The 12,287-nt window shown below is 41.4% G+C and carries 9 protein-coding genes; 1 reads left to right on the plus strand and 8 read right to left on the minus strand.

Features of this window, described 5'->3' with window-relative positions; genetic code table 11:
* Positions 1 to 2 precede the first annotated feature (2 nt).
* Complete coding sequence (locus RG47T_RS13510; protein WP_083627403.1) at positions 3 to 2,573, minus strand: BamA/TamA family outer membrane protein; 2,571 nt, start codon at positions 2,571 to 2,573, stop codon at positions 3 to 5.
* A gap of 543 nt (positions 2,574 to 3,116) precedes the next feature.
* Here RG47T_RS13510 and RG47T_RS13515 point away from each other — a divergent pair.
* The gene (locus RG47T_RS13515) at positions 3,117 to 4,361 is read left to right on the plus strand and encodes a Na+/H+ antiporter (RefSeq protein ID WP_074489962.1); all 1,245 of its coding nucleotides are present in this window, start codon (positions 3,117 to 3,119) and stop codon (positions 4,359 to 4,361) included.
* Between the two features lie 8 nt (positions 4,362 to 4,369).
* Here RG47T_RS13515 and RG47T_RS13520 read toward each other — a convergent pair whose 3' ends face one another.
* From RG47T_RS13520 to RG47T_RS13555, 7 genes are all read right to left on the minus strand, one after another.
* A complete protein-coding gene (locus RG47T_RS13520) occupies positions 4,370 to 4,930 on the minus strand; it encodes a glycoside hydrolase family 108 protein (protein WP_074489963.1) in 561 nt (186 codons plus the stop codon).
* A gap of 282 nt (positions 4,931 to 5,212) precedes the next feature.
* Positions 5,213 to 5,614: a response regulator gene (locus RG47T_RS13525; protein ID WP_074489964.1), complete on the minus strand. Its 402-nt coding sequence runs from the start codon at positions 5,612 to 5,614 to the stop codon at positions 5,213 to 5,215.
* Positions 5,615 to 5,625: 11 nt separating this feature from the next.
* A complete protein-coding gene (locus tag RG47T_RS13530) occupies positions 5,626 to 7,467 on the minus strand; it encodes a sensor histidine kinase (protein WP_074489965.1) in 1,842 nt (613 codons plus the stop codon).
* Between the two features lie 194 nt (positions 7,468 to 7,661).
* Positions 7,662 to 9,506, minus strand: coding sequence for a DNA topoisomerase 3 (locus RG47T_RS13535; RefSeq protein WP_074489966.1), 1,845 nt, complete (start codon positions 9,504 to 9,506; stop codon positions 7,662 to 7,664).
* Positions 9,507 to 9,523: 17 nt separating this feature from the next.
* Positions 9,524 to 9,754 carry a hypothetical protein gene (locus RG47T_RS13540; RefSeq protein WP_074489967.1) on the minus strand — a complete coding sequence of 77 codons (231 nt, stop codon included), beginning with the start codon at positions 9,752 to 9,754 and terminating at the stop codon, positions 9,524 to 9,526.
* A 406-nt stretch (positions 9,755 to 10,160) separates the two neighbouring features.
* Positions 10,161 to 11,093 carry a helix-turn-helix domain-containing protein gene (locus RG47T_RS13550; RefSeq protein WP_074489969.1) on the minus strand — a complete coding sequence of 311 codons (933 nt, stop codon included), beginning with the start codon at positions 11,091 to 11,093 and terminating at the stop codon, positions 10,161 to 10,163.
* Between the two features lie 223 nt (positions 11,094 to 11,316).
* The gene (locus RG47T_RS13555) at positions 11,317 to 11,904 is read right to left on the minus strand and encodes a putative outer membrane beta-barrel protein (RefSeq protein WP_074493428.1); all 588 of its coding nucleotides are present in this window, start codon (positions 11,902 to 11,904) and stop codon (positions 11,317 to 11,319) included.
* Positions 11,905 to 12,287 lie beyond the last annotated feature (383 nt).

Here is a 12,287-nt window from a genome sequence, read left to right on the forward strand (position 1 = left end):
TGTTATAATCTGAAATTCATAGAAATATAAGGATACCAGCCTTCGCTAGAGTGGCCTGCCATTAGTTGTATCACGGTTAGGCTGGCAGGTGCAAAAAACAAGCCTCCACCTGTGCCAGTATGCCACACGTTTGAGTGCTCGGCTTTAACCCAAACACGGCCCGAATCAAAAAATCCGGTTATGCCTAGTTGGCCAGGCAAAATATAACTGGCAACATCTGCTAATTTCCAGCGTGCCTGAAAATTGTTGTACAACATATCATTACCGGCAAAACGATACTGCAGGTAACCCAGCAAGTTACCCTGCCCGCCTAAAAACATAGACTGGTAAAAGGCAGGGTTACCCACACTGATACCACCACCTACACGATCTGAAAGCACAAAATCTCCTTTGCTATCAAGCGGCTGGTAATAAGTAAACTCCGGCTTAATTTGTGCAAATGCTTTTGAATTGCTGTTTAAACCATTATAGCCCTGTAGCATAACTTCAAAGTAATAACCCTTATAAGGGAGGATATTATTATTTCTTTTGTTGCTGATGAAAATTGCTTTTATTCCTAAGTGAGCCCTTGATTTATCGGTAGTAACACTATCATAAGAGGTAATGTGCGGCATTTGTGTAATATAGCGGCCTGCATTATCATCATTATCTAAACGGTAAAACTGGAAAGACGGGCCAATACTCAGCGTACTGCCCTTACCTGTATGCCAGCGCAAAGCAGGATCGAACTGGTAAATATTGTAACGGGTGCGGTAAAACCGGCGGTAGTCATCAAATTTTAAAAGAGGGGTCTCATTACCCTGGCCAAAAAAGTTTACCGTGTTACCCGGTGCCAGTATATAGGCATTTATGGTAAAATCGGCCTTACCTACAGCTTGCATCCACTGCCCCTGGTATTTAAATCGATAGGCTTTTGTGGCAAATGAATGTGTAAGCAACAATTCCTGCTGGGTAGAGAAGGGTTGTTTGCGGAAACCATCGTAGCCCGTGTATCTAAAACCAAGTCCCAATAAAAAACCTTCATCCTTATTTAATGCAGCAGTTGCCAGCGGCACCCATACATTATACGGATTGGTTGCTTTGAAAAAGGTGGCATTGCTATCGGTAGAAATGTGATTATTTATCTTATTAACCTTACCCGTAAAAGTAATACTATCCTGCGAGCCATAAACCGGGATAACCCGTTTAGCATTTTTAACCTCGTAGGTTTTTTGCCCGGTACTATCTATAAAACGCAATTTAATAGATGATTTGGTATCGATCACTACATGATCGTCACCTCCGGATACATATACCCTGATCTCTTTAGTAATATCGGGGTGATAGGTCATATCCATAAAACTACCTTTAACCTCCCCATGCTTATCCAGTTTATTAATTGCTATTCTCATGGCACCATCCGGTGCATCGGTTACGTTAAACAATTCATCTTTATCGGTGGTATGGATATCAACTACACGATTGATAAAGCGGTAATAAGATGACATGGCTGCCGGCAAATTATTTCTCCGTTTTTTTAATATATTCAATAATTCAGTATGGCGAAAACGATAGCTTTCTGCGGGCAGGCGTTTAAGCGCGGCTTCCAGTACGTCATCAGTTTCGGCCTTTACAAAATCGTTGGTTACCTTCATCCACTCTTCGTAAGTAAACTGATTATCAGGAAAACCTTTCATAAAGCGGGTTTTATAAATTCCATATCTTACCCGTCTTATCTCGGGTGTAAAGTCGCCCAAAATAGGATCTATCCAGGGTAATTCTGCCAGGCTGGGAAACACTCCCTGATTAACATGAAATACCTGGTCGCGGTCGCGCGGTACGGCAGTATACATTTTACTTTTGCCATCTTTAGCAGGAGTCCAGCGCCATTGATCTTCGTGGCGATCCCAGTCGCCTATTAACAGGTCGAGTAAACGGGCGCGCAAAAATTCATGAGAATCAAATCGGTTTTCGTAACTTTTAATCAGCGCATGTTCCATTTCAATGGTATTGTCTGATTTTCCGGTTGGCTCACGCTCTTCCAGCAGGCAAACCATGCCTGTAAATATTTTATTATAATTACCCAGGGCTGTATCTGCTGCCATTACGCCAATAACAGGGTTGGCATGCGGCACATTGGCTGCCTCGGCCAGTGGCGGCACAATGAGGGCCGAGTATGGGTGCTGGCCGCTAAATTCGTCCCCGATCCAGTCAACAGCAAACGTACCTTTCAGGTTATCCGGCAGCAATTTGTCCGGCGCTTTTTCTACACTGCGGATTACCCATTCCCTGCCACTTTTATCTCTCAGCCGCAATGATTTTGATTGCATGCCCCCGCCTTCGCGAATAGGCACTAAGCCACCATTAACCTGCGATATTTTAATAAGCGGCAATTTTACCGGCATGGCCCAGTCTTTCCGGAAATTTTCTCCAAATAACCAGCGGTGTACACCACTAACATTATCGTAAGAGGCATGCACCCTTGCCATAACACTATCAGGGAATATTTGCCAGGCAGACGGGGCAATTTGCTGAGCCTGGCTATAAAACCCCGACACTATAAAAAATAAAACTAATAGTAGTTTTTTAAACATGTTATTAAATTAAGTAGACTCTTATTATTAGTATTGCTTATCGCACTAAACAGATACGGGTGTTGTACAGCATTTGAAATGCTACACTATTGTTAAAGCGAATGGCTTATTACAACAAGCAGCACATCAACTACACAATTATTAATTACCAAAATAGTATGCAGGAAAACATATTAATTACCTGATGATGTATTGCTGTATGACACCAAATGTTGTTTTTTTGCCGGAAGCGGATTTCAATTAATTCATTCGGCAATAAAAATCGACAGTAAGATACCACAATGAATATTATAACGAAAGCTGTACACGCTTTTGCCTCAATAAATGATGCTAAACATACAGAACTTCATTAAAATTTGTAGTTTTTAGTTTTGATGATGGTCACCTGCCGGTAGTATGCATCATGATATTAATAGTAGGTATTACTACTATCGTTACAGGAAAACAGTGCAGAGTACAATTGACTTTAAAACAAATTTATGAAAATAGGCCCAGTAAACTTACTTTTAGCATATACAAGTATATAGCTTATAATCCCTGCTAATGGAAAACTACAGCATTGTTATCTTTATCATGGCCATTATGATCGGCCTTTCGGCAGTTGCCGATAAAATAAAGCTGCCCTATCCTGTTTTACTGATTATTGCAGGTATTGGCTTAGGTTTTCTACCCAATTTGCCGGATATTGAATTAAATCCAGAGATCGTTTTCCTAATCTTTCTGCCTCCGCTTTTATATGATGCTGCCTTTAATATATCCTACCAGGAATTTAAAACGAACATCAACACCATTATTACGCTGGCCGTTACACTTGTTTTTGTCACCACAACGGGCATAGCCGTTGTAGCACACTACCTAATACCCGGCATGACCTGGCCGCTATCCTTTGTGCTTGGCGCCATACTCTCTGCAACAGACGCAGTAGCCGCCATGAGTATAACAAAAGGCTTAGGTATATCGCACAAAACCAGCACCATATTGGAGGGCGAAAGTTTAATTAACGATGCTTCGGCACTGGTAAGCTATCAGTTTGCGGTAGCAGCCGTTACCGGCACCGCCTTTGTACTTTGGAAAGCTACTTTACAATTTGCCATATTGATGGGCGGAGGTTTTGTGGTTGGATCTATAATAGGGCAAATATTAGCTTTTGTTATCAAAAGGATTCATCAAAACAGGCTGGCAACTATAAGCTTTATGCTGCTCACCCCTTTTGTAACCTACCTTGTTGCCGAAGAAATACATGTTTCGGGCGTTATTGCGGTGGTAATACTGGGCTTAAGTATAGCCCATTTTAGCCGCACGGTTTTTCCGGAGGATTTAAAACAGCAATCAAAATCAATATGGGATATTATTATTTTCTTACTTAACGGCCTTATTTTTATTCTTATTGGCCTGCAGTTACCGCAAGTAATTAAGGGTATTACCCAAGCCCAGCTTTTACCTTATATAGGCTATGGTTTCATTATTACTGTTGTAGCCCTGGTATTACGGATGGGCAGGGTATTTTTACAGCAACTTAATTTACAACAAGCGTTTAAAAAAGGGAAAGGTAGAATAACAGAAAATGCGCTGCTTGATTTCAAAAACAGCCTCATTATCAGTTGGTCTGGCATGCGGGGTATCGTATCGCTGGCTATTGCTATTGGCTTACCCATTACCCTAAGCAGCGGAAGCCCTTTTCCGCAACGAAGCGCCATTATTTTAATTTCGGTTATAGTGGTATTATTTACTTTAATTGGGCAGGGATTAAGCCTTCCCTGGCTGGTAAGGCGCTTAAAGGGCAAATAACTTGTAGCCTAGGTTTGATAGGGTGTTATACGACTAAACCATGAGCTGGCAAACCGCTGCTGCGAGGGATTATGCTGAATAATTGCCTCGTACTTTGCCCTGCGCAACTGGCAAATAGCATTATATAAATCTTCCGGATCTGCGGCATTTGCTGCGGCAATACTTAAGGGGCCAATTTGCCCGTCAACTAATAATTTACCCGGCGATAACATGTTTACGCCTTCCTGCAAAAACAAAGAAGCAACCCCTGTACCCATATTTACGGCAGTATCAAAAAGCTGGTTAGCAATCTGCTGATCGTCAATATAATCTAACGATTCTGTATTCCAAAAATTGGTTTTATAAAAGGTTTGTACCTGTGTTTGCAATTGTGCATTACCGTGCAATGCCTGGTTTATACTTGGCGGATGCGCAGCAATAGTGCCATCTACAATTGCCCAACCCGGCCAATTAGGCCAATATTTTTTGACAATGCCTTTGTACGTTTCGCCACTATGATCATTAGGGTTATTTGCATATCCGCCTTCATTACCCATAGTAACCAAGAACGCCGGATTAAATTGAGCCATACTGCTAAGAATTAAGTTGATAATTAGGGCTTTATAAACTTAACGCAATTTATTAAATAAATCAACAGTAAACGACAAAGGCTGCAGAAGCGCAGCCTTTGTACTATAACAACATGCACTGCCTCTCACCGCAGCCCATGTTTATCTTCAATAATTAGAATATTCTAATTGTATATTAATTTTACAACGCGATGCAAACGGCGAAACCCATCTGATGCAGTATCAAATATATAGGATTTTCTTTATTATAAATTGTCGGGGTAACACTTAGTTGTATGGTATTTATGAGAGGCTTACCTGCTCCAGCATATTAGCAAGATCCTGGCGGGAAATGGGCTTAATATAGAAACTGGATATTGCTTTATAAGTGGCTGCTTTAGCATGGTCGGCAACATCAATAGATGAGCTTACAATGTAAACAGTTATCTTTTTATTCACCTTAAACTTAACAAACTCATCTAAAAACTGCCAGCCGTCCATTATCGGCATATTTAAATCAAGCAGTATCACGTCCGGTAATACTTCCGGCGATTCTAAAATGGGCTTTAGGTACTTAATAGCTTCGAGGCCATTATGAAATACCAGTAAGTTCTCACAAAAATCAACCACCTTCATTTGTTTTGATAAAACATAGGTGAATATTTTATCGTCGTCTATAATACACGCAATGTCGAGTTTTTTCATTCTTATTCGTATCAGCTAAATTCTATTCTAAATGTTGTTCCTTGCCCTAAAACACTCGAGGCTTCAATTTTACCGCCCATTGCATCAACTTGGTTTTTAACCAAAAACAAGCCTATGCCGCGTGCATCATTATTATCATGAAAAGTTTTGTACATGCCAAACAACTTATGGCCATGCAGCTTAAGATCAATCCCTATACCATTATCTGTAATTTCCAATACGACAATATTTCCTTCTTTATAAGCTTTGATATGGATATGCAGCTGGCGATCGGTATCACGATATTTAACACAGTTGGTTACCAGATTCAGCAAAATGCTTTCCAGATAAGCAGGATCATACTGAATATTAATATCAGGATCTACCTCCACTATTTTAATGGCATTTACCTGGCGTAGTGATTGCGACAACACCTCCAGCATACGGTAAACCTCCTTATGGAGGTTTAAGATTTTTTTGCTGTATTCGCCCTTACTATGCACATCAACCACTTCATTTAAATGGGAAAGCGTTTGCTGCAGGTTCGATGTGTTGATCACCAGCATCTGCATCATTTTTTGCTTCTCATCTTCTTCCGTTTCGTGGTTTATCATATCCAGCAGCATTTGGATATTGCCCGTGTGCGAACGAAGATTGTGTGAAACGATATGCGCAAAGTTTAGCAGCCGGCCATTTTGCCCGCTAATAACTTCCATTGCTTTTTTACGTTCCTGCTCCATTGTTTTACGCTGATGAATATCGGCATAGGTACCCAGCATCAATATTGGGTTGTTGTTATCATCCCACTTAATTACTTTACCCCTAATTTCTACCCAAAGCCAGCTCCCGTTTTTATGCATCATCCGGCATTCGCAGGCATAAAACTTCTCCTGCTTTTTGAAACATTTTTCCAATTCGGCAAAATTAATTTCCCGGTCATCCGGATGGATAAAATTGTGCCATGTATTCATCATGTTGGCTACAATTTCATTGGGGTGATACCCAAATATCGCTGCCGATCTTTTATTATGGATGGTTTCATCCGTCTGCACATTCCACTCCCAGGTACCAACCTGGGTGCTTTTTATAATATTATCCAGCCGCTGCCTCTCTTGGAGTAAAATCTCAGTAGATCGCTTACGCTCTGTAATATCCTTGATCTGCGAAATAAAATACAACGGTAAACCATCGGTATCGCGCACCAGGGTAACACTCAAGTAAATCCAAATCTGATGGCCATCTTTATGGAAGTACCGTTTTTCCATATTGTAAGAAGGTATCTCTTTGTTTAACAAGCGGTGCATGTAACTCAGGTCGATATCCAAATCATCCGGGTGCGTAAACTCCTGAAATGTATGCTTCAAAAATTCATCTTCGTCATAGCCCAGTAAACTACAAAGGCTGTTATTTACTTTAATCCAATGGCCCTCTGTTGATACAATAGCCATACCAATAGGTGCGTGATCAAAAGCCTGATGAAATTTTTCTTCTCGCTCTTCGAGCGCGCGTATCATACTAACCTGAGAGGTTATGTCTTCTAACGTGCCATATATTTCGGTACACTGGTCGTCTTCAAATGTGGTATTAACGCGCATTCGTACCCATTTAAAAGTCCCCTTTACAGTCAGCATCTTAAATTCACCTACTTGGGGTTGCCCTGTACTTATGGCATATTCTATCATTTCGCAGGCAGCTTCCTTGTCTAAATAAGACTCGCTGGCATCATTTAACGTAAGGTAATCTTCGGGGCCAACCTCATAAATATCCCTTATGTACTCGTTCCAGTAAATTTCGCCCGTTATCAGATTTCTTTGCCAAATACCCAGCTGAGCCAAAGGTGTAACCTTTTCATACAGTTCCAGTTTCTTATGCATCGCAGAATTTAAATGTATCAGCTACAGATATTAAGAACTATTATAAGCATAATTTAAAGTATAACTGCCATACTTATCATTAATTTGTTGATTTACTTAAGTAACAAACCTGTTTGTTATAAACAGGTGTAGTATATTAATACACTTTTTTATTGTTATTTTAAAACGCCAAACATTACAATTTTGATTACCAATTACTTAACAGTTAATACTTTGGGAGTTGTTGATAAACCTTTGCCCGATATTAACAATTCAGTGGTGATAGCGCGGGTATAGGTTTTTATCTCTTCCTGAAAATCAACCACAGATGCACCAGACCGGATCTCTTCCAATCGCTTTTCCCAGGAGCCGGTGAGTTCGGCCTGGGCTATTTTTTGATCTTTAACCACAGTGTAAACCGCCAAACCCATTTTAGTGGGCAGCAGGTTCTTTTTTTCACGCATCACATAATCGCGCTTAATCAGCGTTTCAATTATAGACGCACGGGTTGCCGGGGTACCCAGTCCGCTATCTTTCATAGCGTAGCGGAGTTCTTCGTCGTCAATTTCCTTACCTGCGGTTTCGAGTGCTTTTAATAAGCTGGCTTCGTTGTAAAGCGGCTTAGGTTTGGTTTGTTTTTCTAGTATAGCTTTGTTAGGCACCGGCAGGTTTTCACCCTGTACAACTTTAGGCAGGGAAGCGTTTTCTTCGTCCTTCTTTTCCTCATCGGGCTCATTAAAAACTGCCCGCCAGCCTGCCGAGCTAATCACGGTACCACTGGCTATAAATTTACTGCCCGATTGAACTGTAATTTTAGTGATCTCCTTAATACAATCGTGGTGAAAGGCTTCGAGCATACGACCAACCACCATATCGTAAATAGCCTGCTTATCGTCCGATAGTTGGTAAGGCACTTCACCGGTAGGCAAAACAGCGTGGTGATCTGTTACTTTTTTTGCGTTAACGCTACGCTTGTTTAACTTGTTTTCGGCCAAAAAGCTGGCTTGTTTGCCAAACTGCGCATGGTCTTTATATTTATCTATCAATGCCGGCACGGTGGCAAAAACATCGTCGCCAATGTAGCGGCTCCCGGTACGCGGATAGGTTACCAGTTTGTTTTCGTACAGGTTTTGCAGTAGTGAAAGTGTTTGATCTGCCGTAAAACCTTTGCGTTTGTTGGCCTCCTGCTGCAAACTACTCAGATCATGTAATAATGGAGGCGGCTCCTTGCGGGGTTTGGCTTCCACACTGAGAATATGGCCTCCGTTTGGAAAACCGGCGGCAACATCCTGTACCTGATCTAATATTACCTGTGCGTCTTCTTTAGTCTTAAAATTCTCTGGCGCTATAGCACGAAACATTTGCCCGTCCTTATCAACCTGTATGGCCACCTGATAATAAATCTGCGGAACGAAATTTTTATTCTCCAAATATCGCGAACAGATCATGGCCAACGTCGGTGTTTGTACACGGCCTAATGAAAGCACCGACCTTGTACCGGCCGAAAGACTTAATGCCTGTGTGGCATTCATCCCCACCAACCAGTCTGACTGTGAACGGCAATGGGCCGAATTAAATAGCGTATCGTAATCGGTACCCGGCTTTAAATTGCGGAAACCTTCTTTAATGGCGGCATCTGTTTGTGACGAGATCCAAAGCCTTTTAAATGGCTTTTTACATTTAAGATAGTAGTAGATATAGCGAAAAATCAATTCTCCTTCGCGCCCGGCATCCGTTGCTACGATAATTTCGGTAGCTTCGTCAAACAGGCCTTTAATAATATCGAGTTGTTTGCGGACTGATGGGTCTTCGATCATGCCATCCTTACTTTTTACCTTGCGGATAGAAAGTTTGAATTTAGCGGGCAGCATGGGTAGGTTTTGTACACTCCAGCCATAAAAGCCATACTCCTGCGGCGGGGCCAGTTGCAGTAAATGGCCAAAAGCCCAGGTAAACGTATAGCCTTTGCCTTCAATGTAACCGTCGCGCTTTTGGTTAGCGCCAAATACTTTGGCAATTTCGCGTGCTACCGACGGTTTTTCGGCGATAATTACTTTCATAGACCGCGGTTAGGTGATCAAATACGGTAACGTAAGCGGATAGATCTGCCAATGGCATCGGCCAGCCCGTTAAGTGCCGGGTCTTGATTTTCTTTAAAAAGCCAAACCTTTTCGTCCCATACCAGTGTCCGGTTTTCGTCCAAAACTTCTACCTCTAACTCGGTAGTTCCAATAGCCGGAGGATTGGGTGATAATAACTTGATCGTGTAATCCTGTTGTTCAAAAGTGATGCGCAGCGCCTGTCCCATAAATCAGGCTGAAATTACGGAAACCCATCGGCATTACAACCGTTGTGGAAAAATCTTTGCTAATTTATTTAGATATTTAACCCGAACAGAAAATAGAAACGGCCCATTTTTTATTGGAATGGGCTGTTTCTGATCTACTTAATATGGGTGCATATGATTAGTCTAACAGTCCGAATTTTATTTTTTGGCTCCCTGTCATCATCACAAAATCGCCCGATTCGAGGTGTTTTTCTCACCTGCATCAGGGAAACTCAAGTCGCATATGGGGTCTATTTCAAATTCATAAACGTATTTTCTGCCTGCGGCAATCTCTTTTTCCTCAAAATGCTTCAATGCCTTTATTTTCGTGAATTTATGTTGCCGATAATTTGATAGCACCATAATACTTATAATAACCTGTTTAAGATTATAAAATAGCGCATTTAATGCGCTGAAATTCTGTTGGGTTACAACCTGCAAAGTGTTTAAAAAACCGACTAAAATGCGAACTGGTATCAAAATTCAGTTTATCGGCAATTTCCTTTACGCTGAGTTCTGATGCGCATAACCAGTATTTAGCTTCCTGGTAAATGCGGTTATGAATTAACTGTAGTGGCGTTAACCCGGTTTCATGCTTAACCACTTCGCTTAAATGTTTGGCGGTAACAAACAGCAGGTCGGCGTACTCTTGTACCGTACGCAGTTGCATAAAGTGCGCCTCTACCAGTTTCTTATAATGGTTTACCAACTGCTGGGTGCGGTTTGGGTGTGTAATACTTACTGCCGGCTGCTCCCGGCCAACGGCACGGTTACACTCAAATAATAATTCAAAAAACAGCAATCGCAGCATTTGCCTGTGAAACGGCTGCTGGCTATGAAATTCCTGATCGAGCTTTTGCAATAAACTATATATGGTAACCTTGTTATGCTCAGCAAGCAAACAAACCGGGGCTTTATCTGCATCGTGATCGAGTAGGTTATTAACTACGGCTTCCTGCATCAGCCCATCTGCCAAAAATTCTTTCTTAAATAATACAATATACAAGTCCAGATCTTCGGTAGCCTGGTGCCAGGCATTTAAAGAATGTGGCGTGGTAAGATGCAGGGTATTGGCCGTAACCTCAAATCGAAACTGATTGATGGTGCGTACCGCGCTGCCTGCAAGGCATAATACCAAGGCATAATGGTCGGCTTTAAAGGGCAGTTGCGCTACCATATTGCCGGTGTGGCGAATAATGGCAAAGTTTTCTTCGGCAACAAGTTCGTCTTTAAATTGGGGGTGGTTCTGTGGATGTTGATCTGCAGATGTAAAGTGACGGATAGTAGTAGAAATGTCTAATGTTTTTGCAAATTGTTCCATTTTTTCAGTTGGGGTTGACTGCTGCAAAAGAAACGATACTGTAAACAAAAACTGTCATAACAGTGTATAGGGAAGGTTTTTTGTATCAGAGCAAAGTCATAACATTAATTTAACATAGCAACTATATTTATACAAGCAATGGCTGTAAACCAACAAAGCGGCCTGCTCAAATTAAAGAGCAGGCCGCTTTTCCATCATCACTAAGCAATAAGACGATTTATATTTACAAGCCAAAGGCGTAAGCAACACGCAGACCGAAGAAGTTGTTGTTGCTACCGTTGTCAACAAATTTGGTATTACTTTCGAAGCGAACACCAGCGTCAAGATAGTTTTTACCACCTAGCGGGAACTGGTAACCTATTTGTGGGGCGTAAACAAACGCAGTTGATTTATCGGCACCTACTTTATTTTTATCGGTAACAAAAGAAGCACCGGCTTCGCCCTGGATGTAGAAGTTACCTACCGGATAGAATTTTAAACCCGCTTTAACAGGGATTAATTGCAGGTCGCTGCCTTTAAGGCCGGTTACATCATTTGTTTTGGCAAAGAAGTTATCGAAACCGGCATTAACGGTTACATATAACTGGTTATTATAGATTGGGAAATCTGCCTGTAAAGATCCGCCCAAGTTCCAGTTGTAACTGTTGTGTAAGCTACCTACCGGAACGCCACCATCGGGCCCAACACTTAATATAACGCCAGAACGTGTTGCAGCACTTGCAGGGGCAGTACTGGTTTGTGCTTTAGTAGATAAAGTAAATATGCTTGATAATGCAAGTATTAAAACACTTAGTTTAATTGAAGTTTTCATTTTTATTATAATTATTAGTGTAGAAATGTTTTTCATTAAATTGTTACCTGTAAATCTGGTAGCATAGTTCATATGCCTGATGGTACCAGTGCAGCAGCCTGCCTTTTAATAATGCTTTGTGATGATCTTGTGTCTTCATTGTTATTGTTTTTCATTCGACGGGTCAAAGGTATGGCGGCTACCCAGGCACATCAATTCCAAAACTTCGGCGTATAGAACCAATTTTTCCGTTTCGGTAAATGCGGGAAATTTCATGGGCTTCATCCTCCCCCAACCTTTGGAGAAAAGGCATAAAAAAAGCGGCATCAACCTGGTTGATACCGCTGCTTATTACTTCAATAAAAAAGATGCACCTCAATACATCTAATCAAATATATAATTTA

The organism is Mucilaginibacter polytrichastri (genome assembly GCF_001911425.1).
In the GTDB taxonomy this organism is placed as follows: Bacteria; Bacteroidota; Bacteroidia; order Sphingobacteriales; family Sphingobacteriaceae; genus Mucilaginibacter; species Mucilaginibacter polytrichastri.

Coding starts and splice junctions, on each gene's coding strand:
- RG47T_RS13510 (WP_083627403.1), bottom strand. CDS start 2,573: ATGTTTAAAAAACTACTATTAGTTTTATTTTTTATAGTGTCGGGGTTT.
- RG47T_RS13540 (WP_074489967.1), bottom strand. CDS start 9,754: ATGGGACAGGCGCTGCGCATCACTTTTGAACAACAGGATTACACGATC.
- RG47T_RS13555 (WP_074493428.1), bottom strand. CDS start 11,904: ATGAAAACTTCAATTAAACTAAGTGTTTTAATACTTGCATTATCAAGC.
- RG47T_RS13535 (WP_074489966.1), bottom strand. CDS start 9,506: ATGAAAGTAATTATCGCCGAAAAACCGTCGGTAGCACGCGAAATTGCC.
- RG47T_RS13515 (WP_074489962.1), top strand. CDS start 3,117: ATGGAAAACTACAGCATTGTTATCTTTATCATGGCCATTATGATCGGC.
- RG47T_RS13520 (WP_074489963.1), bottom strand. CDS start 4,930: ATGGCTCAATTTAATCCGGCGTTCTTGGTTACTATGGGTAATGAAGGC.
- RG47T_RS13550 (WP_074489969.1), bottom strand. CDS start 11,093: ATGGAACAATTTGCAAAAACATTAGACATTTCTACTACTATCCGTCAC.
- RG47T_RS13530 (WP_074489965.1), bottom strand. CDS start 7,467: ATGCATAAGAAACTGGAACTGTATGAAAAGGTTACACCTTTGGCTCAG.
- RG47T_RS13525 (WP_074489964.1), bottom strand. CDS start 5,614: ATGAAAAAACTCGACATTGCGTGTATTATAGACGACGATAAAATATTC.